This is a genomic window from Aeromonas oralensis (assembly GCF_049665575.1).
Classification (GTDB): Bacteria; Pseudomonadota; Gammaproteobacteria; order Enterobacterales; family Aeromonadaceae; genus Aeromonas; species Aeromonas hydrophila.
Genome location: NZ_CP187186.1, coordinates 1,865,626 through 1,889,365 on the forward strand (window position 1 = coordinate 1,865,626; position 23,740 = coordinate 1,889,365).

A 23,740-nucleotide genomic window follows, 5' to 3' on the forward strand; every position below is an offset into this window, starting at 1 on the left:
CATGTCGAGTCGAAATCGGGTTATCTGGCGTGAGGGGCTGTTCATCAAGCCTCAGCACTTCCAGCAACAACAAAGACATTCGGATTACGCGCTGCACGCTCGCCTGAGCGCGCTGTCCGACTATTTCTACGGCTTGCAGTCGCTTGCCATCAACGAGGACTACCTGGGCTTTGGTCGCATAGCCCTGGTGGGGGCCACCGGCATTCTGCCGGACGGTACCGTGTTCAACATCCCCAATGACGACGTGCTGCCGACCCCGCTGGAAGTCACCGACGCCTCGGTGGCCAACCAGAAGGTCTATCTGGCGCTGCCGCTCTCGGTGAGCGGCGTCAACGAGGTCAATCAGGGCGGTCAGGTCGCTACCCGGTTGCAAGCCCATCGCCACGACGTGCGCGACTTGCACAGCGAAGGGGGGGACGTGGTCTCCCTCGAGGTGGGGCGGGTCAGCCTGCGGCTGATGCTGGAGCGGGAGGATCGCAGCGCCTACGCCTCGCTCGCCATCGCCCGCATTCTGGACAAGCGTCCGGACGGCGGCCTGGTGCTGGATCCCAACTTTATGCCCTGCAGCATCAGCGTCTCCGCCATCCCGACCCTCAAGCGCTTCCTCGGCGAATCCGCCGGCCTCGTGGCCGAGCGGGCCCGCAGCCTCTCCCAGCGCATCGCCGCGCCGGGTCAGCAGGGGGTGGCCGACGTGGCCGAGTTCATGATGCTGCAACTGCTCAACCGGGCCCAGCCCCAGCTCTCCCATCTGGCGCGCCTTGGCACCCTGCACCCCGAGCGGCTGCATGAGGCGCTGGTGCAGATCTGTGGCGAGCTGATGACCTTTACCGACGAGTCCCGTCTGCCGCCCGAGTTCCCCGCCTATCGGCACGACGATCAGCAGGTGAGCTTCGAGCCGGTGATGCTGGCCCTGCGCCAGGCGCTCAGTACCGTGCTGTCGCCGCGCGCCGTCTCCATCCAGCTGCGCAAGCACCAGTACGGCATCATGGTGGCCATGGTCAACGAGAGCGAGCTGATGACCAGCGCCGACTTCGTGCTGGCGGTGCGTGCCCGCATGCCGCAGGAGCAGCTGCGCAAGCAGTTGCTGCAGCAGACCAAGGTGGCCTCCAGCGACAAGATCCGCGAGCTCATCAGCCTGCAACTGCCCGGCATTCCGCTGCTGCCGCTGCCGGTGGCGCCGCGCCAGCTGCCCTATCACGCCGGTTACAGCTACTTCCAGCTCGACCGGCAGAGCCCGGCCTGGCAGATGCTGGCGGTGGGCAACACCCTTGCCTTCCACATCGCCGGCGACTTCCCCGAGCTCGACATGCAGCTCTGGGCCATTCGCAGCCAGTGATCGCACCAAGGAATAAGCAGAGATGACCACGGACATTATCAAGAACGAGCAACTCAGCGACCTGCTGTTCGATCATGCCGAGCAGCTGGACATGGATTCGGACTACTGGTTCCGCCTGCGCGGCCAGAGCATCAACCCGATGATCGATGCGGTGACCCCCTTGCTGGGGCTGGTGCAGCGGGTGCGCCTGCTGTCGCGCTACGACCGGGTGCCCGAGCTCTACCAGCGGGTGGTGACCGAGATCCAGGCCATCGAACAGGAGCTGATGGCCCAGGGCTACGAGAACGGGGTGGTGCTGTCGTTTCGCTACATCCTCTGCACCTTCATCGACGAGGCCGTGATGGGCCGCGACTGGGGCAGCCAGAGCGAATGGTCCGAGCACTCCCTGCTGACCCGCTTTCACAACGAGACCTGGGGCGGCGAGAAGGTGTTCGTGCTGCTGGCCCGCCTGCAGGAAGACCCGGTGCGTTATCGCGACATTCTGGAGTTCATCTACCTCTGTCTGTGCCTCGGTTTCGAGGGGCGTTACAAGGTGATGAGCAAGGGACAAGGGGAGTTCGAGCGCATCGTGCGCCAGCTGCACAAGCAGTTGGCCCCCGAGGCCGGTGGCGAGGCGCCCAGCGTGTTTCACCTCGATCTGGGCCAGCAGGCCTCCCGCTACCAGCTGCGCAAGCAGGTCTCCCTGCGCAGCCTGTTCATGGGCGGCGCGCTGATCCTGGCGCTGATCTTTGGCCTATATCACCACCAACTCAATAACCAGACCCAGGACGTACTGCGTCAACTGGGCGAATTATTAAAATAAATACCTAAGGAGAGCACGCCTTGATTCGTATAGAGCTACCGGTACTGGTGGAAAGACTCAACCCCATCTGCCGTCACATGCTGGAGGAGGCTGCAGCCCTCTGCGTCAATCACCAGGGAGCCGAGATCCGCATCGAGCATTTGCTGCTCAAGATGCTGGAGATCCCGCTGAGCGACGTGCGCCAGATCCTGAAGGTGGCCGAGGTGGAGGTGGAAGAGCTCAAGACCCTGCTGCAACCGTCCGCTGCCGACAGCAGCTATGGCCAGGGTTACCCCTCCTTCTCGCCCATGCTGGTGGAGTGGCTGCAAGACAGCTGGCTGCTCGCCTCCGCCGAGCTGCAACATGTCCAGCTGCGCAGCGGCGTCATGCTGCTGGTGCTGCTGATGACCCCCCAGCGCTACCTGCCGGGCTCGGTGACCCGCCTGCTCGCCAAGGTCAATCGCGAGCTGCTGCGCCAGCAGTTCGACGAGTGGGTCAAGGAGTCTGCCGAGACACAAGTGACCATCGCCTCCGGCGGCAAGACGGCCCAGGCCGCCCTGCCGGCCGATGCCAGCCTGCTGGCCCGCTTTACCGTCAACGTGACCGAGCAGGCCCGCCAGGGCAGCCTGGATCCCGTGCTCTGCCGGGATCACGAAATCGACCTGATGATCGACATCCTCTCCCGTCGTCGCAAGAACAACCCCATCGTGGTGGGGGAGGCCGGTGTCGGTAAAAGTGCCCTCATCGAGGGGTTGGCCCTGCGCATGGTGGCGGGTCAGGTACCGGAGAAGCTGCGCGGGGTCGAGCTGATGACCCTGGATCTCGGCGCCATGCAGGCCGGCGCCTCGGTCAAGGGGGAGTTCGAGAAGCGCTTCAAGGGGGTGATGCAGGAGGTCAAGGACGCCGTGCAACCGGTCATCCTGTTCATCGACGAGGCGCACACCCTGATTGGGGCCGGCAACCAGGCCGGCGGACTGGATGTCTCCAACCTCATCAAGCCGGCGCTGGCCCGGGGCGAGCTGCGCACCATCGCCGCCACCACCTGGGGCGAGTACAAGAAATACGTGGAAAAAGACGCGGCCCTGTCGCGCCGCTTCCAGCTGGTGAAAGTCGGTGAGCCCGATGCCGACGAGGCCACCGTGATCCTGCGCGGCCTGCGCAGTATCTACGAGAAGGCCCACGGAGTGCTGATCGACGAGGAGGCGCTGCAGGCCGCCGCCCAGCTCTCCGCCCGTTACATCTCCGGCCGTCAGCTGCCGGACAAGGCTATTGACGTGCTCGATACCGCCTGTGCCCGGGTGGCCATCAACCTCACTACCCCGCCGCGTGCGGTCAGCCACCTGCAAAACTCGCTGCGCCAGCGCGAGCTGGAGATCCGCCAGCTGGAGCGCCAGAGCCTGATAGGTCTTGGTGACAACGCAGAGCGCTTGGCCGAGTTGCAGGCGGCCCAGCAAGCTTGCCGTGAAGAGCTGGCCGAGCAGGAGGCCCGGTGGCAACAACAGCAGGGGCTGGTGCACCAGATTGTCGAGCTGCGCGCAGCCCTGCTGGCCGATCAGCAGGATGAGATGCTGGCCAGAGAGGCGCTGGATCTCGCCGATGCGCCGCTCGATCCGCAGGCCGCTGCCGAGCAGCTGGCCACCCTCGAGCGCGAGCTGACCGAGCTGCAGCAGGGGGAAGTGCTAGTCTCCGCTCACGTCGACAAGACCCAGATTGCCGCCGTCATCGCCGAGTGGACCGGGGTGCCCCTCAATCGCATCTCGCAAGGGGAGCTGGATGTGGTGACCCGTCTGCCGGAATACCTCGGCGAGCTTATCAAGGGGCAGGATGTGGCGGTGGCTCACCTGCACAAGCACCTGCTCACCGCCCGCGCCGACCTGCGCCGTCCCGGCCGTCCGCTGGGGGCCTTCCTGCTGGTGGGCCCGAGCGGGGTCGGCAAGACCGAAACCGTGCTGCAGATTGCCGAGCTGATGTTCGGTGGTCGCCAGTATCTGACCACCATCAACATGTCCGAGTATCAGGAGAAGCACACCGTCTCTCGTCTCATCGGCTCGCCGCCCGGCTACGTCGGTTTCGGCGAGGGGGGCGTGCTGACCGAGGCCATTCGCCAGAAGCCCTACTCGGTGGTGCTGCTGGATGAAGTGGAAAAAGCGCACCCGGATGTGCTCAACCTCTTCTATCAGGCGTTCGACAAGGGCGAGCTGGCGGATGGGGAAGGGCGCATCATCGACTGCAAGAACGTGGTCTTCTTCCTCACTTCCAACCTCGGTTTCCAGACCATCGTCGACCATGCCGAGCAGCCCGACGTGCTGCTGGATGCCCTCTATCCGGAGCTCGCCGCCTTCTTCAAGCCGGCCCTGCTGGCGCGCATGGAGGTGATCCCTTATCTGCCGCTGGGTCACGATACCCTGGTGCAGATCGTCGGCGGCAAGCTCAACCGGCTGGTCAAGCTGCTCAAGGAGCGCTTTGGCGCCGAGGTGGTGCTGGACGGTGAGGTGGCGGAAGAGATCCTGCTGCGAGCCAATCGCAGCGAGAACGGTGCCCGCATGCTCGAATCCGTCATCGACGGCGCCCTGCTGCCGCCGGTCTCCCTGCAACTGCTGCAGCGCCTCTCGGCCGGTGACCCCATCAAGCGCGTCCACTTTTCCGTGGCTGATCACCAGTTCGTGGCCGAGGTGGGGGCTTGAGTATGGAGCAAGCCCTCGCATTTGCCCTGGCCCTCACCGCCCAGCGCGATGAGCCGCACCTGTGCCACTGGTGGAGCTCGACCCTTCATGCCAGCTTCCAGCCCAAGGGGCTGCTGCTCGGCATGCTGGATGTGAGCGGCCGTCAGCTGGAGTGCCAAGGCTGGGTCAGGGGGAAGGAAGTGGCGCTGGGGCTGGCGGTGGACGATTTTTCCCACCCCCTTGCCTATGTGCTGCACAAGGCCCAGTCCCGCACCTGGGACTCCCTCTACGGCGGTGCTCGCATCGAGCACGCTGGTTTTCGCGCACTGCTGGCCAACCTTGGCCAGCAGTGCGGGCTGCACGCGTATCCGCTGCTGGATGGCAACGGCAAGCCGTTTGCCGTGCTGGCCCTGATGGATGAAGGGGAGGTGCTGCGGGCCTGGGCCGACGGCCCCGAGCTGGCCCAGCTCTCCCAGGTCTTTTGCAACCAGCTCACCCTTATTCGCGATCTCGGTCGCAGCCGGCGGGATCAGGGGGTACTGCGCGACTCCCTGCGCCAGATAAAGGGCGAGGGGGAGCGGCTGCGTCAACACGAGAAGCTGCTCGGCGATCAGCTGGTCGGCCAGTCGGCGGTGATCCGCGGGCTGCGCGAGCAGATCAATCAGGCCGGCCAACACAAGCTGACCGTGCTGATCCAGGGGGAAACCGGCAGTGGCAAGGAGGTGGTAGCCCGGCTGGTGCACCAGTGCTCCGAGCGCGCCAACAAGCCGTTTGTCGCCATCAACTGCGCCGCCATCCCGGAGAACCTCATCGAGAGCGAGCTGTTCGGTTACCAGAAGGGGGCCTTCTCCGGCGCCCTTGCCAACAAGACCGGGCTGGTGGCCCAGGCCAACGGTGGCACCCTGTTTCTGGACGAGGTGGGGGACATGCCCGCCGCCATGCAGGCCAAGCTGCTGCGGGTGCTGGAAACCCGCAGTTACCGGCCGCTCGGGGCCGAGCAGGAGTATCACTCCGATTTTCGCCTCATCGCCGCCACCCATCAGCCGCTCACCCGCCATGTGGAGGAGGGGCAGTTTCGGGCGGACCTCTACCACCGCCTCTGTCAGTGCCTGCTGCTGATCGCCCCCCTGCGCGAGCACATGGATGACGTGCCGCTGCTCTGCCAGCACTTCATGGCCCAGTTTGCCGCCCAGGATGGCAAGACGCTCGCCGGCTTGCAGCGCAAGTTCTTGAAACAGCTGCAGACCTATGACTTCCCCGGCAACGTGCGCGAGCTGCGTAACCTGCTGGAGGTGGCCTGCGCCCATACCCGTCACGGGGAGGAGGTGGGGCTGGAGGCGCTGCCGCCGGAGCTGCGCGAGCGGGTCTGCGTCGAGTTGCCCGGCGCCATGGACGACTACAACCACATCCGCGATCTGCGCCGGGCCATGCAGCAGTACGAGGCTTCCGTCATCGAGGCGCGGCTGCGCCACTTCCAGGGCAATCGGATGCTGGTGGCCGAGAGCCTCAACATTCCCAAGCGCACCCTGGATCACAAGTGCCAGAAACTGGAGGTGAACTGATGAGCATCCTCGGCTTGTTACCGCTGCTGCTGGCCACCAGTGCGGCCGAGGTCCCGCTGGACATGGCGCGCTGGCAGGCCTGCCGGCAGGAGCCCTCGCCGCTGGTGCGGCTCGCCTGCTATGACGCCATCGGCAATGGCGCGGCCAGTGCCGCCGAAGGGGCCGCCCCCAAGTCGGCTGCCTGGCAGGCCATCTGGGCCCAGGAGCAGGCCCGCATGCCAGCGAGCGCGCCCTTCCTCTTGCAAAGCGATGAAACGCGCGGCAGTGAAACCCTGACCCGCCCGGCACTGCGCGGGGCGACGCTCTCCATCGGCTGCGTCGACAGCATCACTCATATCCGGCTGCGGCTGGACTCTCCCTGGAGCGGCGAGAAAGTGCAGGTCGAACTGGATGGTCAGCCGAGTGCCGGTTCCCAGAGCTGGTTTATCCGGGATCAGGGTCTGCTGCTGGAATATGGCCGCGGTCTGCCGGCCATCGAGGAGCTCAAGCGCTGGCTGGGCCATCGCGAGCTGCAGGTGCGGGCCGACAGCGGCGCCCTCTTGCGGGTCGACCTGAGCGGCCTGAAAGAGGCGCTGGCACCGCTGCGTCAGCAGTGCCGCTGGTAGGAGGGACTATGAGCTATCAACACCCCTGGTGTGCACGCCTGCTCACCAGCCTGCCGGATGAACAGATCAGAGGCGCCGTGCTGGCTGACGAGCCGCGCTGGGACTACGTGGAGACCGAGCTGGTCAAGCTGGGATCCCTCGCTCACAGCCAGGTGGATCTCAATGCGGTGGCCGAGGCCTGCCTTGGCTTGCTGGAGAGCCGCACCAAGGACATGCGGGTGCTGGCCCAGCTGCTGCGCTGCCTGCAGCACCCGGCCAAGGCGACTCCCTTGGGGGCTGCGATCAGCCTGCTGGAGGCCTGGATCCAGGCCTACTGGCTGCTGGCCTGGCCCGGCAATGCCAGCCAGAAACAGCGGCTGATGGTGCAAATCGTCAAGCGCTTCGAAGGGGCCCTGCCGCGCATTTGCGAGAGCGCCTCGGCGGCCGAGCTGGCCCAGTTGCTGGCCCAGGCCGAGCAACTGGAGCGGGTCTGGCTGGCCCAGTGTCCCGACAAAGGAGAGCTGCTCGACCCGCTGGTGATGGGGCTGAAGCGGGCCCAGCGCCAGCAGGTGGCACAGGCCGAGGCGAATGCGGCAGGACAGCCCCAGAGCAGCGACGCGGCGGCAGCGGGCCCCCCGGCCTCGGTGGCATCGACCGCCAGCGGTGCCAGCGCCATGGTACTCAGCGGCGGTGGCAGCAGTGCTGGCGTCGACATCGACAGTGCCAACGATCGCGCCTGGCGCCAGACCCAGCTCAAGGTGGCGGAACTCCTCATCGAGCGCCAGCCTGATGCTGCGGTTGGCTATCGGCTGCGCCGTCACGCCGTCTGGTCCGGGATCACGACGGTCCCCATGAGTGGGCCGGGCAATAAAACCCCGCTGGCACCCATGTCGGCGGACATGGTGGACGAGTACCGCGCCGCCATGAACGCTCCTGATCAGGGGCTCTGGCAGCGCATCGAGCAGAGCCTGACCCTGGCGCCTTACTGGTTCGAGGGACACAGGCTCTCGGCCGAGGTGGCCCAGAAGCTCGGCTTTGGGACTGTGGCCCAGGCGATCGCCGAGGAGCTCGGCGCTTTCCTGCAGCGCCTGCCGGCCCTGCGGGAGCTCGCTTTTAGCGACGGCTCGCCGTTTCTCTCCCCCGAGTGCGGCCGCTGGCTGCAACCGGCCAAGGGCGGCAGTGCGGGCAGTGGCGAGGCGGGGCTGGCCGAGGAGGTCGCCCAGCGCCACGGCGAGCAGGGGGTCGCGGCGGCGCTCGCCCTGCTCGATGAGCGGATTGCGCAGTTGAAAGAGCCAAGAGATCGCTTCCACGCCTTGCTGGTGCAGGCGGAGCTGTTGGCGCAGGAAGGCATGGAGGCGCTTGCGCGCCAGCACTATCAACACTTGTGGCAAGAGGCCAGTCGCCTCGGGTTGTCGCACTGGGAGCCCGGGCTGGTCAACCGCCTGGAGAGCCTGGCGGCGCCGTTGTCGAAATGAATGCCGAAATGAGTCATTGAGTCGGAGTTGGATCACATTTTATGTTCAAAACCATTTTTACTTTTCTGCGGCAACAGCTGCCGAAATTGAAACCCTCCTGGCCCCTGCTCGGTGCTGTGCTCTGGGTGCTCGCCCTCATCCTGGTGTGGTGGCTGGGCCCTCGTTTCGAGGTGCGCGGCACCAAACCGTTCGAGCCGCTGTGGGGGCGGGTGGTGTTCACCCTGCTCTGGCTCTGGTTGCTGCTGGGGGTGGCCTCCTGGCGGGTGTGGCGCAAGATGCAGCAGCTCAAGGCCGAGCGCCAGCACGAGGTGGTGCTGGAACAGGACCCGGTCAAGGGGCTCATCGACCGGCAGGCGCTGTTCCTCGATCGCTGGCTGCAGGCGTTGAATACCCATCTGGGCAAGGGGGCGCTCTACGCCATGCCCTGGTATCTGGTGCTGGGCCTGCCCGGCAGCGGCAAGAGTAGCCTCATTCACCGTGCCAACCCGGCCAACAAGCTCAACCCGAGACTCGACACCGAGCTGCGCGACGTAGCGCAGGATCAGCTGGTGGATTGCTGGTTGGGGGAACAGGCAGTGATGCTGGATCCCGCCGGTGTGCTGCTCTCCCAGAGCGAAGCCGAACTGGATCCGCAGGCCCGCAAGCATGAGCGGCTCTGGCTGCATCTGCTTGGCTGGCTCAATGAACACCGCCGTCGCCAGCCCCTCAACGGCCTGGTGCTGACCGTGGATCTGGCCTGGCTCTCCCACGCCAGCGTGGCCGAGCGCAAGGCCTATGCCCAGCTGATGCGCTCGCGCCTGCAGGAGGTATCGGCCACCATGAATACCCGGTTGCCGCTCTATGTTACCTTTACCAAGCTCGATCTGCTGCGCGGCTTTGACGTTATCTACCAGCAGCTCGACAAGGAGGCCCGCGAGGCCGTGTTGGGGGTGACCTTCAAGCCGGGCGCCGACTGGCAGCAGGATCTGGCCCTGTTCTGGGATCAGTGGGTGGACAACCTCAACCAGAATCTGCCCGAACTGATGCTGAGCCGGCTCGATGCCGCCCAGCGCAACGCGCTGTTCTCGTTCGTGCGCCAGCTGGCGGGCCTCAAGGATTACGTGAGCAGCCTGCTGGCCGAGACCCTGGCCATTGAGGAGAGCAAGCCGCTCTTGGTGCGCGGGGTCTATGTCAGCTCCGTCTATCAGCAAGGGGTACCGTTCGATGCGTTTGCCCAGGCGGCCTCCCGCCGCTACAACCTGCCAGAGCCCATCCACTCGGCCCTGCGCGGGGAGTCCAACACCTACTTCGTGCGCCAGCTGTTCTCCTCCATCATCTTCCCGGAGGCCCATCTGGCGGGTGAAAACCGGCTGCACACCCTCTATCGCCGGCGTCGCATGGCCATCGGTCTGAGCTGCCTGTCGCTCTTCTCGGCCGCCCTCATCGGTGGCTGGCACTACTTCTACCGGGTCAACGAGGAGGCGGGCCGCAACGTACTGACCAAGGCCCAGGCCTTCATGGAGACCAACGAGGTGGCCGATGCCCACGCCTTCGGGGTGAGCCAGCTGCCGCGCCTCAACCTCATTCGCGAGGCGACCCTCTCCTTTGGCAACTACCGCGAGCGGATGCCGCTGGTGGCGGATCTCGGCCTCTATCAGGGGGACGAGATTGGTCCTTATGTGGAAGGATCCTACCTGCAACTGTTGAGCCTGCGCTTCCTGCCGGCCCAGATGCAGGGATTGCTGGCGGATCTCAACCAGGCGCCTGCCGGCAGCGAAGAGAAGCTTGCCATCCTGCGGGTGATGCGGATGCTGGACGATGCGTCCGGTCGCAACAAGGAGCTGGTGGCGCAGTACATGGCGAGCCGCTGGCAGAAGGCCTTCCCGGGGCAGGGGGCGGTGCAGGAGCAACTGATGGGGCACCTGGACTATGCCCTCGATCACACCAACTGGTATGGCGCCAGGGCCGAGCGGGATCAGGCCGCCATCACCGCCTTCGTGCCGTTCAAGGAGCCGGTCTACGGTGCCCAGCGCGAGCTCGGCAAGCTGCCCATGTATCAGCGGGTCTACCAGAACCTGGTGGTGAAGGCGGGCGATGTGCTGCCGCCGGATCTCAACGTGCGTGACGAGGTGGGCCCCACCTTTGACACCGTGTTTGCCCTGCGCAGCGACAACGCCGGTCAGGTGCCACGGCTGCTCACCTGGCCCGGTTTCAACGACTTCTTCCTCAAGCAAGACAAGGCGCTCATCGATCTCACCGCGATGGATGCCTGGGTGCTGGGCCAGCGCAAGCTGAGCCAGCTGAGCGAGGCGGATCGCAAGGAGATCACCCGTCAGGTCAATGACCGCTACGTCACCGATTACGTCAACCAGTGGCAAAAACTGCTGACCAATCTGGACGTGCAGACCCTGGAGAGCCCGGAGCAGGCGCTGGACGTGCTCGCCGCAATCACCGGCAACGATCAGCCGTTCCAGCGGGTGCTGGCCTCGCTGGATGACAACACCCGCATTCGCAAGATCTCCGATGTGGAAGGGGACCCGGCCCAGGCCATCAGTGCCCGCATCGGTCGCCCCTTTATGGCCACTAATGGATTATTGGCTGGCCGTGGCGAGCAGGGACCGCTCATTCAGGAGGTCAACCAGAAGCTGGTGGAGCTGCAGCACTATCTCGAGCTCATCGTCAACGCCACCGAGCCGGGTCAGTCCGCCTTGAAAGCGGTGCAGCTGCGCATGACCAACAAGTACGCCGATCCGGTGTTCGCCCTGCAGCAATATGCCCGCAGTCTGCCGGCTCCGCTCGATCGCTGGGTGGGTCAGCTCTCCGAGCAGAGCTCGCGGCTGGTGATCGACCTGGCCATGTCCTCCCTCAATCAGGAGTGGCAGGACAAGGTGCTGACCCCCTTCAACAGCCAGCTGGCCGATCGTTATCCGTTTGATCCGAGCTCGAACAAGGACGTGCCCCTCTCGGAGATGGAGCGCTTCTTCGCACCTAACGGGACGCTGGACAGCTTCTATCAGGTCAACCTCAAACCCATGGTGGAGAGCGGCCTGATGGAAGGGGAGTTCAGCTCGCCCATCCAGGCCGAGCTGGTCAAGCAACTGGACCGTGCGGCTCGCATCCGTCAGATCTTCTTCAGTCAGCAGGGCAACCTGGAGGTACAGTTCGCCCTCGAGCCCATCGAGCTCACTGCCAACAAGCGGCGCAGCGTGCTGAACCTGGATGGCCAGCTGCTGGAATACGCCCATGGCCGCCGTACCAAGATCCCGCTGGTGTGGCCCAACACCATGCGCGACGGGGCCGAGAGCAAGATCACCCTGGTGCCGGCCGCCCGCGAGCGCTCACCGCGCAGCGAAGGCTTCGTCGGCCCCTGGGCCATGTTCCGCCTGATGGACAAGGGGGAGCTGACCCAGGTCAATGACGCCACCTTCGATGTGCGCTTCCCGGTGGATCAGGGTGCCATGACCTATCGCGTCTACACCGACAGCGCGCAAAACCCCTTCACCGGCGGCCTGTTCAGCCAGTTCAGACTGCCCGAATCCCTCTATTGATCGCGTCGGGGGCACGTTGTGCCCCCTTCCTGCGTTGGAAGTCCATATGTCACAGAATCAACAAGGTCAGCAGGCCCTGAAAGTGGGGCGCGACCCCAGGATGCTGCCGGAGTACGAGGCGCTGCGGGCCGAGATCAACAAACTCAGCCACGCTTCGCGCCCCGAGGTGGACTGGCAGCGGATCCATCAGCTCGCCAGCCTTATCTTCGAAAAACACGGGGTGGATCTGCAGACCGCCATCTACTTCACCCTGGCCCGTTCGCGCCAGCAGGGGCTGAGTGGTTTTACCGAAGGGTGCGAGTTTCTCGCCAATCTCATCGTCACCCAGTGGGAGAGCTTCTGGCCGCCGGTCCATCAGGAGCGGGCCCGCATCGAGATGCTCGACTGGTTCATCGCCCGCATCAGCGACGTCATTCGCCAGTACCAGATCAGCCACGAGGACAAGCGGCTGATCTATCGCTGCGAGCGCGCGCTGCAGCTCATCAGCGAGAAGCTGCACAACGCGGATCTGAGCCGCATTCCCCGGGTCGAGAATCTGGTGCACTTCATCGAGGGGTATACCCACCTGTTCGATGAGACCGAGATCGTCATCGTCTCCGACGAGCCGGGCCTCAAGGAGGATCTGCAGATCCCGCCCATGGTGTTCTTCAAGTCCGACATGGAGAGTGATCACGGCGGCACGGTTTCGGCATCGACCCCGCACCTGCCTCAGGGCAGCATTCTGGTGGGGCGAGAGAAGGGGCAGGTCAAGCCTACCGTGCTCAAGATTGAGCAGCACCGCCGGCAGCGTCCGGCCTGGTTCTGGTTTGGCTGCGGCCTGCTCAGCTGCGCCCTGCCGGGGATGGGCTGGCTGGGCTGGCAGCAACATCAGCAGGAGAAAACCGTGGCGGCCCAGCGTCTGGTGCAGCCGGCCGCCGAGCTGCCCCGAGCCCTCAGCTATGACGACATTCGCCAGGCGCGCATCGTGCTGGGGGAGCAGACCCTGCAGAACATGGAGAGCGATCTGGTGGCCCGCTACCAGAACCAGTTGACCCGGCTCGAGCAGACGTCGCCGCTCTACTGGTATCGCTACGGCGAGGGGCTGCGCAACTCGCTCTCGATGCTCTATCCCGACTCGCTGGCGGTCAAGGCGCTGGACAAGCAGTGGCAGGCGCAGCTTGGCGGTCAGCAGGGGGATGTCATCAGCGTGCCCACCTACCTGGATGCCCGCGCCGGGGTGGATGCCCTGCTCGATCAGCTGCTGGAGTTGGAGCGCCAGCGCAAGACGGTGACCATCTCCTACCTCAAATCCCAGCTCTACGAAGTGCAGAAGAACCTGATGCAGAACATCCCGTTCAGTCTGCGCCTCGGTGAACTGGAGGCGAGAAAAGCCTCCCAGGAGCCCATCACGGCTGCCGAGCTCAAGAGCTTGGAAAATGATCTGAAAGCGCTCAACATCCGCCTCTATCAGCTGCAACAGGGCGTTTCTGGTAGCTGAAAATGCCGCCCTGAGCAAAAAATTGCGCAAGGTGTGGTGAGTTTGACTGGCAAGGCAAGGTTTGCCGGGAAACTTGCCCTGTCTTGCGCAATGGATTGCAGCAGATTGGTCTGATGCCGCGAGCTTGAATCGTAATTGACTGATTTTTAATGTGATTGTGGGCGACTTTGCCATGGCATGGAGGCTGCTGGGTCGCCGCTTCAACTGTCTCTGCACCAGGCTGCGCTTGCACCATGGTTGCCCCACGGAGAATCCAGATGTGCCCTTCTATTGCATTGCTCGGTGACATCGGCACCGACCACGATGGTTTCCACCCATCCCCCGTGATTGCCGCCAGCCCAGATGTGTTCCTCGATGGCAAGCCGGTGGCCCGCCAGGGTGATCCGCTGGCCCCCCACGACAAACCCAACAATCCACCCCATCCGCGCAGCATCTCGGGCGGCGTCGGCTCTGTGCTGGTCAACGGCAAGCCCATCGCCGTGACCGGCACTGCCGTCGGCTGCGGCGGCGTGGTGATTGGCTCAGGCAGCGGACAGGCAGGTTAAGGAGCGCTTCATGGCAGACAGCACAGGATTACAATTTACCGTCAAGGTGGGGGCCCTGCCCGAGAGCACCTTTGTGGTGGCCGAGTTTGCGCTGGAGGAAGCGCTCAACCGGCCGTTCAGCCTGCGCCTGGAGCTGGCGAGTGCCCAGCCCGACATAGACTTTGGTGCCGTGCTGGACCAGCCGTGCGAGCTGATGGTGTGGTACAACGGCGAGCCGCAGCGCCGGGTGTGCGGGGTGGTCAGTGACTTCGCGCAGGGTGACAGCGGTTTTCGCCGCACCCGCTATCAGCTGCTGGTGCAGCCGGCGCTGTGGCGTCTGTCGCTTCGCCAGAACTCCCGCATCTTCCAGGCGCAAAAGCCCGATGAAATCCTCTCAATTATCCTGCAAGAGCACGGCATCACCGACTACGCCTTTGCCCTGAAAAACGAGCACGCCAAGCGGGAATACTGCGTCCAGTACCGGGAAACTGACCTCGATTTCGTGAACCGGCTCGCCGCCGAAGAGGGGATGTTCTACTTCCACGAGTTTGAAGCGGGCAAGCACCGCATCGTGTTTGCCGATGACGCAGCCGCCCTGACCGCCGGCCCCGAGCTCTTTTTCAACCTAGGCAATCGTTCCCTCGAGCAAGGCCCCTATGTCCGCCAGTTCCACTACCGCGAGGCGGTACGCCCCTCGGATGTGGAGCTCAAAGACTACAGCTTCAAGACGCCGGCCTATGGTCTCTCCCACAAGAAACAGGGCGCAGAGCTCGAACACCAGCGCGATACCTACCAGCACTTCGACTATCCGGGTCGCTACAAGCAGGATGGCAGCGGCAAGGCCTTTGCCCAGCACCGGCTGGATGCGCTGCGCAACGACGCGGTGGCGGGCCAGGCTAAGTCCAACTGCGCGGCCTTGCAGCCGGGGCAGAGCTTCTCGCTCACCGAACACCCCAACGGCAGCCTCAACACCGACTGGCAAATCGTGCGCATCCAGCACACCGGCTTGCAGCCGCAGGCGCTGGAAGAGGAAGGCGGCAGCGGCCCCACTGTCTATCACAACGAATTCGGGGTGGTGAAAGCGAGCACTACCTGGCGAGCACGCATCGGCAGCCCCGAGGCCCCCCACAAGCCCATGGTGGATGGCCCGCAAATCGCCATGGTGGTGGGTCCCGAGGGGGAGGAGATTTACTGCGACGAGCACGGCCGGGTGAAGCTGCAGTTCCCGTGGGACCGCTACGGCTCGAGCAACGACCAGAGCTCCTGCTGGGTGCGAGTCTCCCAGGGCTGGGCCGGCGGTCAGTACGGCATGATTGCCATCCCGCGCATCGGCCACGAGGTCATTGTCTCGTTCCTGGAGGGGGACCCCGACCAGCCCATCATCACCGGTCGCACCTACCACGCCACCAACCGGCCGCCCTATGAGCTGCCAGCCAACAAGACCCGCACCGTGCTGCGTACCGAGACTCATCAGGGGGAGGGTTTCAACGAACTGCGCTTTGAAGACCAGGCGGGGCAGGAAGAGATTTATATCCACGGTCAGAAAGACCTGAACGTGCTTATCGAAAATGATGCCGCCTGGCACATCAAGCATGACCAGCACACCGATATCGACAATGAGCGGGTGACCCGCATCAAGGCCAACGACCACCAGACGGTGGAGGGCGAGAAGCGCGACCAGATAAAAGCCGACTACTCGCTGACGGTGGATGCCAGTTTGCACCAGAAGCTGGGGCAATCCCTGCTGGTGGAAGCCGGGCAGGAAGTGCATATCAAGGTGGGCGACAAGCTGGTGCTGGAGGCAGGTTCCGAGATCACCCTCAAGGGAGGCGGCAGCTTTGTGAAAGTGGACCCGAGCGGCGTCAAGCTGGTGGGCCCCGCCATCAAACTCAACGCTGGCGGCAGCGCAGGTTCAGGCTCTGGCTGGGGTGGCAAGGCCCCCGTAGTGCCCAAGGGAGTTGAGGTGGTAAAAGCCCCTGAACTGGTTGAACTGGTCAAGGCCATCCCCACCGAGAAGGCGATGGAGGCGCTCTTGAAAGAAGAGAAGCCCGGTGCGTTCTACCTCTTTTCTGAATAAGGAAACAGCATGAAGTTTGCATTTCCCATCCTCACTGCCAAAGGGGAAGAGTTCAAAGATGCCAAGGCATTGACGGCGCTGATCAATGGCGAGCAATCGGGTCACTATCTTCTTGGCAATCACAACAAATGGCATGGTGGCATTCATATCAGCGACAAGAGTGCCCCTTGGTGCAAGGATAAGTATCCTGTCAGAGCCATGGCCGATGGCAAGGTGGTGGCCTTCCGGATGATGAAGGATTACCTGACCTCTGAATTTCAGGGTGAGTCCTTGCGTTATTCCAACTGCTTCTGCCTGGTACAGCACGAATATTGTGAAATCAATGCAGAGACCAAGGCGAAAAACGAGTTCACTTTCTACTCGCTCTATATGCATCTGCTGCCTTGGGATCAGTACCAAAGTACCGAGAAGCTGGTACTGAAGAAGGGATGGAATGCGCGCAATTCCGTTCCCCATGCCAATCCTGATGCCGAGCAGCCGCGTGTTGATGCCGCCTTGCCGCGCTTCACGCTACCTAAAGATACCGAACTGGAAATGGACAGTAACACGCCTCCTCAAAAGGGGATCATTGGGGGCAAGGAGTATGATTTCATCAAGGTGACGATCAAGAGCCAGCTGTCCAATACCCAGATGAAAGAGGCCGAGAAGGCCGGTGTTGTGGTCAGTCAAGGGAGTTCGGTCTGGATCGCCAATAGCCCGGAAGCAGTGACCTTTATCAAGCCCAATGTGCCAACCTGGCTATTTGACCAAATAGATGCCGAGCTACTGACGAATATGGTTGGTCGTGCGGATCCTGTTCTCAATGGGCCTACAGGCCGTCTGATGGCGGGAGACCGAAGCGTTGCTCTGCCTGCAGGAACAAAAGTGAAGTATGATGCCCACCGACTCGAATTCCATTGGGTGGGTGACAAAGCACGCAAGATGGCCAGATGCGAATATGTGACACCGAATGCAGATGGTGCTGCGGGTAGTTGCGGCATGGCCTGGGTGTGCGTCGAAGATGAGTTTATCAAAGTAAATGTGCGTACACCTTCCCATCTCGGTGAGTTATATGTGTTGCCATCTCCCGTGGTCATTGCCGCAGGTGAGACTATAGGCTATCTCGGCTTGGTGGAAACGCCAGGCTCTCTGATTGGAGGCAAAAAGAGCAAGCATCAAGTTCATCTTGAAGTCTTCACCCAAGATCCTCGTCTTGACGATGTGCTGGCCAACAAGGCGGGAACAAAAGGTGGTGCCACCTATGCCAAGGTCCCGGCGGGACTCATCTTGCACGAAAAGAAAAAGCAGGATGGTAAAGATCTCTGGGTAGCGACTGCTGACAAAAGCCAAGAAGAACTGGTTGAATCACCCAAGCTTGAAAAAGACACTGCCAAGCAGGAGTGGCTCAGCGTATCGTCAGGAAAGTATGTCAAGAAAGAGCAAGTGGAGCTTTTGAGCCAGCATGACTGGTTGAAGATTGGTTTTAAAAAGGTCGATGGTTCCAGTTCCGATGGGTATTTGGATCCTGACACGCCACCCACCTTCTTTACCGAATTGGTAAAAAGTTTCGATACTGATAAGAGTGGTGAGCTTAGCAGTGAGGAGATACAGGCGGCTCTGCAAAATAGCAGCAATGCAGAAAAACTTCAGAAGCTCATCGTCAAGCACCCCAGCGAATGGTATGAAAAATCATCAGCCAGCAGTTATCTTTGGTTAGATAAATTAATGAAAAAAATTGGCTTGCCTGATTTTGATCTCTTGGTGGATCACGAGAAACAGCGTATCGATAAGCTGGAGTGGATGCAGAGTGCTGCCAAGCTAAAGCTTGATAAGGAGGTCTGGCATTTTAATCCATTGTCAGTATTGATTAATGAAAAAGTCAGTTCATGTTATCGATTACTTTGGGGGCAGAAAGTAACAGTTTCATTAGGAAGCGAAAAAGCTTGTGAGTTTAGACGCAGAGTTGTTGATATATGTGCTGAAGTTTGGGGTGAGAATAAAAAAATTGAGTATGCAAATGTTTTAATGGCTTGTATGGCTGTTGAAACATCAAGGATATTCACTTCTTCTGTGGTTCTTCTTAAACCACTTAGGGATACTAATGGTGCATATATATATAATAAAAATGGTAGGATTAAGAAATCATATCAACCTATACCTAAAGAAGAAATTATAAACGATGTAAGTATTGCTAAAAAAATCCGGTTGGCTTAATACAATTTACTGGGCCTGCGGTCCAACAAATTAACAAAGTTCATTCTACCAATATAACCAAACAAGATTTGGCGTTAATGGATGAGCTTGAACAGTTGGATTATGTAAAGAAATACTTCACATCAAGAAAAGACCTTATCGAAAAATTCAAGGGACCGGAAGATATATACCTTTTTATTTTCTGTCCTGAAGGTGTTGGAAAAGACGATGATTATGTTCTTTATAGTAAGCAAGATGATGATGAATTTGGGGTTGATTATTATAAGAGCAACAGTAGCTTAGATTCAAATCTTCATGGTAATGAAGGTAACAATGATCAGAAAATCCAAAAGAAAGAACTATTGTCAAGGTTGAGAAAGTTAATGGTTGAGGGGGAGGAGTACATTAACGAGTGTTGTTGTGGTATCTCTAAAAAAGAACTCTCTCGTTTGGAATTGAGCGGCGAAAAATGGGTAAGCCGTTATCCAACAAGCAAGAGTATAGATGACCTTGAACTTGGGTTTTCTAATAATGTAAGGAAGTTTATATCTGCGATCGAGTCTGCTGGTGGGCAGGTTAGAATTTCTGCAACCTATCGGCCAGTTGAACGTGCTTACTTGATGCATTATTGTTGGCGAATTGCTAAAGAGGGGTTTGCTCCCGACAAAGTACCAAAGATTCAAGGTGTTGATATTGACTGGGAGCATAATAATGAAAATGGTATACCAGATAAGCAAGCTGCAATCATGGCAGCTAAAAAAATGGTATCAGCATACAACATAATATATAAGCCATCTTTAACCTCTCGACATACAGAGAAAAAAGCCATAGATATGACAATCACTGGAGTTCGAGGTCTATTTATTAAAACGAATAATGGGAAACTTATTGAGATAAAAAATAGCGATGACCTGCACCGTGTTGGAGCAAGTTATAATGTCTTTAAGTTGGTAAGTGACCCTCCGCATTGGTCCGTTGATGGGAGATGATATTTTGAAGTATATTTTATTTTTCTTTATAAGTTCTATCGCGTGGGGGAGTTATGCTTCTAATTCTTATCAACCCGGAATATTTGTAAAAAATTCTAATGGTAAATATAATTTTCTTGTAAGCGGCGGTATTAATAGTGGAGGGGTACTGCTAGTTGCTGATGAATGTGAAGGCTCTAAATGTTACAAGAAAGTAGACTCTTCGTATATTCTTAATAAAGGGGAGGATTTAAATTCTAGCGATGAGATTAACTTCAACAAAGTTTACAGATACGAGGTTTCAGGTATAAATATTAAAAATGAAATTACAATTGCATATTATTTTTTGAATAAGGAAGCTTTATCCATAACAAGCTTAATAAAAAATGGAAGGCAATACCTTATTAATGTTGGCGGGGATATCAATAAAGGATTTGTTTGTAAGTCTGAAGAGGGGGTTCACTTGTATATACTCTCTACAAACAATAACATTAATAGTCATGTGTATTATTCTTTGGGATATAGTGTTAAACCAGATTGCGATAGGTTTATGTATGAATAAATTACTTTCAGTAAAAGCAATGGTTTTAATTTTTGTTTTTTCTTTTATTTTTCCAGTAGAGGTTTTTTCTAGTGTATTTAATAAAAAATTAATCCTAAATCAAAAACAAGAGGAATTAATTGATGGTGGTATGGCTAGCCAAACTTATATATTTGATTTCGACGGTGATAAAGCCTTTCTAAAGATAAAGTCATGGCATTCTATGTATTCCTGTGATGGGAACTATGTCGCTATAAATGAAAATGGCACTATATCGCTTTCATGGAATGTATCAGTCAATGGGAAAGACTATTTTTGTGACTCTCCATCTCCACAGTTTAAAATTAAAATTAAAAACAATAAATTTTATTTAAATAGTCAGTTATTAAAAGATAAAAATGAATGGTATCTCATGACTGAAAAGTAACTTTAAGTTTATAGCGGTAGTGTTGATAGCGTTTCCAACTGGGTGTAACAATAGAGCGAATAGCTGTAAAATAACACTGGCCTAACGCCGGTGTTATTTTATTATCATTAGTAATGAAATCGGTAGAGTGGTCTGGGAATTTCTGTATCAAGATGATGGCTTGTAGTGAGGATGGATTGAAGTTGGAGCTCAAAAAATGAAACTAGCCATGGGTGGGGGAAGGATTGCAACACTTGTACTGTTCTAGTTATTACCTGATGAAGGAGTCAAATCGGAGCCTTGTTTACACAACTTCAGTGTGTACAGTTCTAGTTATCACCTGACATCGGCCTCAGACTGGTGTCTTTTCATTTTTCCTCAGTGTTTACAAGCATTTTCCAGAATATAAACTCAAGGGCATGCTTGTAAAAGTGGAGGAAAGAGAATCATCAGTTAATGGTGGCTAAAATGCTTGTTTAGCAATGTGGTATTTGAAAAGTGAAATGTTAATAAATGCTATCTACTTGCATTCTGTATTTTATCTGTGTGTGATTATTTTTTTGAAAATTTCAGGGTAAAAGAAATGCTAATGCAATTGAATATTTCTTTAATTTACATCGGTTTTATAAAGCCGACCATAGATATCTTCTTTATGTTAGGCGTAATTAATGAAAAACATTCTCTGTGCCGTCTTTTTTCTTTATCCATTTAGTGAGATAACAGCATGTGAAAACGCAAGATTCAATGAAGTTCAGAAGGGTAATAAAGTTGCGTATGATGTGTCAAATGTTGTCGTCACATCGAAAGGTCGCACTTTTTTTATGACATTCCTCTTGATGAGTGTAAGTCGAAAAAATTCATTATTAATGGTGATAAGGCAATTTCATATGCATCATACAATGGATTTCAATATGTTAGCTATCTAGACCGAAAAGGTGAAGCTCATACGGGGTGGGTTGATTCATCTCGTATCACAAAAAAGAAAAACAACCTGAATATTTCAATGTTCAAAGAAGTGACTTTGCCATTCACTTCAATGGTTATGATATAAAAGTTGGTGGTGATTATAGTGAGGTTGTCGGATCTTTTAACGGACTCACTGAAATGGATAGTGGAAATGACTTCGTCGATGTTTTTAAAAACATTAACGGTGTAGATTATAAATTTTACCCCCATGACTTTGGCTTTATATATAGAGAGTCATTAAACCTTGACTATAATAAATTAAAAAGAGGCTTTGATGATTATAGAATAACTAAAGTCATTCTTAAGAAAGATGTGGGATTTAGTAGTAGAGGGATCTATGTAGGAAGCAAGATGCTTGATGTCATAAAAGTATATGGAGTACCTGTGTCTAAAAAAGACGGTGCTTTAACATATATAAGTGATAACTACATGATGAAATTTTTTGGTTCTGAAGTAGTCAATGAAATAGAGATATCTATCAATCCAATGTAAAAACTTTTAATTAGTATTTATATACAGCTCTACTGATTGTACAGGTCTGGTTATCACCTGACACCGGTTTCAAACCGGTGTCCTTTTATGCTGCTTTAGTGTGCTCTTCTTTCGGTACCAAAGTCAGAACCTTTTTGAAAATGCGGTAGGGGGGGCATTTCAATTATTCTGCTCTGATGTGGCAGCTGGTTGCGTGGTGTTCCAAATAGCTGTCTAGGTCTGACTACAGCCCCACCGAGTCATGCCAAGTGGTTCCCCCTTTGATGTCCACAAGGTCTGATACGGGTTACTGGCAACCGCCATCATCAATGCTGATGCCTTTTAGAGTGTCGCCTGTGCGACCAGTTACTGGCATTTTTTCAGCAACGGGCAGGGCATTGGAAGGGCGGTTTATGTCTACCGGATTTAAACAGATAGGATTGAATGTTTTCTGAAAGGAGATAATGGGGTGGCTGATGGGGCTCGAACCCACGACAACCGGAATCACAATCCGGGACTCTACCAACTGAGCTACAGCCACCACTGAAAATATCCATTAATGCCTGCATCGGAGAGATGCATATCATCAATGGCGCGCCCTGCAGGATTCGAACCTGCGACCCACGGCTTAGAAGGCCGTTGCTCTATCCGACTGAGCTAAGGGCGCATTGCCTCGACAAGCCTGGCGGCATGTCGAAAAACCTGGTCGGTGATAAAGGATTCGAACCTTTGACCCTCTGGTCCCAAACCAGATGCGCTACCGGGCTGCGCTAATCACCGAAAATCTCGTCTCCAGCATAGCGACAGTGGCTGTACTGGACAACGGGCCGGCATCATACCCAAGCGGGAAAGCCAGCGTCAACGAATTTTTCCACCAATGAATTCAAATGCCTACTTATTGCCCTCCATGCGAGAGCCGCTAACACCCGTGGCAAAAAAATGCGACAATGCGCGGCAGTTGAACACATGGTGAGTGAAGAACGATGTCTGCCAAAATCATTGATGGAAAACAGGTTGCGCAAACGATTCGCAATCAGGTCGCAGCGCAAGTCCAACAGCGGTTGGCACAAGGGAAACGGGCACCGGGCTTGGCGGTGATCCTGGTCGGGGTGGATCCTGCCTCGCAGGTCTATGTCGGTAGCAAACGTCGCGCCTGTGAAGAGGTGGGTTTTATCTCCCGCTCTTACGATCTGGACGCGACGGCAAGCCAGGAAGAGTTGCTGGCACTGATCGATAAGCTGAATGAAGACGCAGACGTTGACGGTATTCTGGTACAGCTCCCCTTGCCGGCTCACTGCGATACGACTCAGGTATTGGAGCGTATTCGCCCCGACAAGGATGTGGATGGTTTCCATCCCTACAACGTGGGTCGGCTGGCACAGCGTATCCCGGCACTGCGTCCCTGTACGCCCAAAGGCATCATGACCCTGATTGAAGCGACCGGTGTGAAAACGCACGGTCTGCATGCGGTAGTAGTCGGGGCATCCAACATCGTCGGTCGGCCCGATGACGCTGGAGCTGCTGCTGGCAGGTTGCACTACCACCACCTGTCACCGTTTCACCCAGGATCTGGAAGATCAGGTTCGCCGTGCCGACCTGCTGGTGGTGGCGGTTGGCAAACCCAACTTCATTCCGGGTGAGTGGGTCAAACCGGGGGCACTGGTGATCGACGTGGGTATCAATCGGTTGGCAGACGGCTCTCTGGTCGGTGACGTGGAGTTTGAGACCGCGCGCAATCATGCCTCCTTTATCACGCCCGTACCGGGCGGCGTTGGCCCCATGACGGTTGCCAGCCTGATGGAAAATACCCTGAGTGCCTGTCAGGACTATCACGACAACGCGCAATGATCTCCTTCTAGTCTGCTCGGGGGAACGAACTTCTCCTGTAAATTGCAGCAATAAAAAAACCGGCAACCTTGCGGCTTGCCGGTTTTTTTATTTATCCAGTTCGACTCTTACATGTTCTGTGCTTCGTTTGGCACAATGACAGAGGCGTGATTGCCTTTCGGCCCCTGCTGCAGTTCAAAGTTGACTGCTTGACCTGCTTTCAACGTCTTGTAGCCTTCCATTTGTATCGTGGAGTAGTGGGCGAAGATATCTTCACCACCTCCTTCCGGACAGATAAACCCAAATCCTTTTGCGTTGTTAAACCACTTGACTGTTCCGGTTGCCATACATCTACATCCTTTTATTGATTACCTTGAAGTCGT

General features: G+C 57.5%; 16 protein-coding genes, 3 tRNA genes and 1 pseudogene. 16 read left to right on the forward strand and 4 right to left on the reverse strand.

The window, feature by feature from the left end; genetic code table 11:
* Window position 1: 1 nt before the first annotated feature.
* From tssK to ACPDZI_RS08995, 15 genes are all read left to right on the forward strand, one after another.
* A complete protein-coding gene (tssK, locus tag ACPDZI_RS08925) occupies window positions 2–1,336 on the forward strand; it encodes a type VI secretion system baseplate subunit TssK (protein WP_213319489.1) in 1,335 nt (444 codons plus the stop codon).
* Between the two features lie 22 nt (window positions 1,337–1,358).
* On the forward strand, window positions 1,359–2,138 hold the full coding sequence (icmH, locus tag ACPDZI_RS08930; protein WP_010634228.1) for a type IVB secretion system protein IcmH/DotU: 780 nt from the start codon (window positions 1,359–1,361) through the stop codon (window positions 2,136–2,138).
* Between the two features lie 20 nt (window positions 2,139–2,158).
* Window positions 2,159–4,801, forward strand: a complete 2,643-nt coding sequence (gene tssH / locus ACPDZI_RS08935) for a type VI secretion system ATPase TssH (protein WP_438834369.1) — start codon at window positions 2,159–2,161, stop codon at window positions 4,799–4,801.
* 2 nt (window positions 4,802–4,803) lie between these two features.
* Window positions 4,804–6,342: a sigma-54-dependent transcriptional regulator VasH gene (gene vasH / locus ACPDZI_RS08940; RefSeq protein WP_438834370.1), complete on the forward strand. Its 1,539-nt coding sequence runs from the start codon at window positions 4,804–4,806 to the stop codon at window positions 6,340–6,342.
* Window positions 6,342–6,947: a type VI secretion system-associated protein VasI gene (gene vasI, locus ACPDZI_RS08945; RefSeq protein WP_438834371.1), complete on the forward strand. Its 606-nt coding sequence runs from the start codon at window positions 6,342–6,344 to the stop codon at window positions 6,945–6,947. Before vasH ends, vasI begins: the two co-directional genes overlap by 1 nt.
* A gap of 8 nt (window positions 6,948–6,955) precedes the next feature.
* Window positions 6,956–8,401, forward strand: a complete 1,446-nt coding sequence (tssA, locus tag ACPDZI_RS08950; RefSeq protein ID WP_438834372.1) for a type VI secretion system protein TssA — start codon at window positions 6,956–6,958, stop codon at window positions 8,399–8,401.
* 41 nt (window positions 8,402–8,442) lie between these two features.
* Entirely contained in the window at window positions 8,443–11,928 is a 3,486-nt protein-coding gene (tssM, locus tag ACPDZI_RS08955) for a type VI secretion system membrane subunit TssM (protein ID WP_438834373.1), read from the forward strand.
* A 46-nt stretch (window positions 11,929–11,974) separates the two neighbouring features.
* A complete protein-coding gene (locus ACPDZI_RS08960) occupies window positions 11,975–13,405 on the forward strand; it encodes a VasL domain-containing protein (RefSeq protein ID WP_438834374.1) in 1,431 nt (476 codons plus the stop codon).
* Window positions 13,406–13,662: 257 nt separating this feature from the next.
* Window positions 13,663–13,950, forward strand: coding sequence for a type VI secretion system PAAR protein (locus ACPDZI_RS08965; protein ID WP_017411057.1), 288 nt, complete (start codon window positions 13,663–13,665; stop codon window positions 13,948–13,950).
* Window positions 13,951–13,960: 10 nt separating this feature from the next.
* Window positions 13,961–16,006, forward strand: a complete 2,046-nt coding sequence (gene tssI / locus ACPDZI_RS08970; RefSeq protein ID WP_438834375.1) for a type VI secretion system tip protein TssI/VgrG — start codon at window positions 13,961–13,963, stop codon at window positions 16,004–16,006.
* Window positions 16,007–16,015: 9 nt separating this feature from the next.
* Complete coding sequence (locus ACPDZI_RS08975; protein WP_438834376.1) at window positions 16,016–18,199, forward strand: hypothetical protein; 2,184 nt, start codon at window positions 16,016–16,018, stop codon at window positions 18,197–18,199.
* 77 nt (window positions 18,200–18,276) lie between these two features.
* Window positions 18,277–19,167, forward strand: a complete 891-nt coding sequence (locus tag ACPDZI_RS08980; protein WP_438834377.1) for a hypothetical protein — start codon at window positions 18,277–18,279, stop codon at window positions 19,165–19,167.
* Window positions 19,157–19,708 carry a hypothetical protein gene (locus tag ACPDZI_RS08985; RefSeq protein WP_438834378.1) on the forward strand — a complete coding sequence of 184 codons (552 nt, stop codon included), beginning with the start codon at window positions 19,157–19,159 and terminating at the stop codon, window positions 19,706–19,708. The genes ACPDZI_RS08980 and ACPDZI_RS08985 overlap by 11 nt, the downstream gene beginning before the upstream one ends.
* Window positions 19,701–20,114 carry a hypothetical protein gene (locus ACPDZI_RS08990; RefSeq protein ID WP_438834379.1) on the forward strand — a complete coding sequence of 138 codons (414 nt, stop codon included), beginning with the start codon at window positions 19,701–19,703 and terminating at the stop codon, window positions 20,112–20,114. Before ACPDZI_RS08985 ends, ACPDZI_RS08990 begins: the two co-directional genes overlap by 8 nt.
* 1,083 nt (window positions 20,115–21,197) lie before the next feature.
* On the forward strand, window positions 21,198–21,551 hold the full coding sequence (locus ACPDZI_RS08995) for a hypothetical protein (protein ID WP_438834380.1): 354 nt from the start codon (window positions 21,198–21,200) through the stop codon (window positions 21,549–21,551).
* Between the two features lie 444 nt (window positions 21,552–21,995).
* On the opposite strand, the gene ACPDZI_RS09000 is transcribed toward ACPDZI_RS08995, so the two are convergent.
* From ACPDZI_RS09000 to ACPDZI_RS09010, 3 genes are all read right to left on the reverse strand, one after another.
* Window positions 21,996–22,071: transfer RNA gene (locus ACPDZI_RS09000), tRNA-His, on the reverse strand.
* A gap of 49 nt (window positions 22,072–22,120) precedes the next feature.
* Window positions 22,121–22,197, reverse strand: a tRNA-Arg gene (locus ACPDZI_RS09005).
* Window positions 22,198–22,233: 36 nt separating this feature from the next.
* Window positions 22,234–22,310 (reverse strand) — tRNA-Pro (locus ACPDZI_RS09010).
* A gap of 203 nt (window positions 22,311–22,513) precedes the next feature.
* On the opposite strand from ACPDZI_RS09010, the pseudogene folD reads away from it, so the two are divergent.
* A pseudogene (folD, locus tag ACPDZI_RS09015) lies at window positions 22,514–23,378 on the forward strand (bifunctional methylenetetrahydrofolate dehydrogenase/methenyltetrahydrofolate cyclohydrolase FolD).
* Between the two features lie 107 nt (window positions 23,379–23,485).
* On the opposite strand, the gene cspD reads toward folD, so the two are convergent.
* Entirely contained in the window at window positions 23,486–23,704 is a 219-nt protein-coding gene (gene cspD / locus ACPDZI_RS09020; protein ID WP_005300025.1) for a cold shock-like protein CspD, read from the reverse strand.
* Window positions 23,705–23,740 lie beyond the last annotated feature (36 nt).

Bases quoted from the DNA above. Each gene is read 5' to 3' on its own strand.
- tssK (WP_213319489.1), top strand. From the start codon at position 2: ATGTCGAGTCGAAATCGGGTTATCTGGCGTGAGGGGCTGTTCATCAAG.
- icmH (WP_010634228.1), top strand. From the start codon at position 1,359: ATGACCACGGACATTATCAAGAACGAGCAACTCAGCGACCTGCTGTTC.
- vasH (WP_438834370.1), top strand. From the start codon at position 4,804: ATGGAGCAAGCCCTCGCATTTGCCCTGGCCCTCACCGCCCAGCGCGAT.
- vasI (WP_438834371.1), top strand. From the start codon at position 6,342: ATGAGCATCCTCGGCTTGTTACCGCTGCTGCTGGCCACCAGTGCGGCC.
- tssA (WP_438834372.1), top strand. From the start codon at position 6,956: ATGAGCTATCAACACCCCTGGTGTGCACGCCTGCTCACCAGCCTGCCG.
- tssM (WP_438834373.1), top strand. From the start codon at position 8,443: ATGTTCAAAACCATTTTTACTTTTCTGCGGCAACAGCTGCCGAAATTG.
- ACPDZI_RS08960 (WP_438834374.1), top strand. From the start codon at position 11,975: ATGTCACAGAATCAACAAGGTCAGCAGGCCCTGAAAGTGGGGCGCGAC.
- ACPDZI_RS08965 (WP_017411057.1), top strand. From the start codon at position 13,663: ATGTGCCCTTCTATTGCATTGCTCGGTGACATCGGCACCGACCACGAT.
- tssI (WP_438834375.1), top strand. From the start codon at position 13,961: ATGGCAGACAGCACAGGATTACAATTTACCGTCAAGGTGGGGGCCCTG.
- ACPDZI_RS08975 (WP_438834376.1), top strand. From the start codon at position 16,016: ATGAAGTTTGCATTTCCCATCCTCACTGCCAAAGGGGAAGAGTTCAAA.
- ACPDZI_RS08980 (WP_438834377.1), top strand. From the start codon at position 18,277: ATGGATGAGCTTGAACAGTTGGATTATGTAAAGAAATACTTCACATCA.
- ACPDZI_RS08985 (WP_438834378.1), top strand. From the start codon at position 19,157: ATGGGAGATGATATTTTGAAGTATATTTTATTTTTCTTTATAAGTTCT.
- ACPDZI_RS08990 (WP_438834379.1), top strand. From the start codon at position 19,701: ATGAATAAATTACTTTCAGTAAAAGCAATGGTTTTAATTTTTGTTTTT.
- ACPDZI_RS08995 (WP_438834380.1), top strand. From the start codon at position 21,198: ATGGATAGTGGAAATGACTTCGTCGATGTTTTTAAAAACATTAACGGT.
- cspD (WP_005300025.1), bottom strand. From the start codon at position 23,704: ATGGCAACCGGAACAGTCAAGTGGTTTAACAACGCAAAAGGATTTGGG.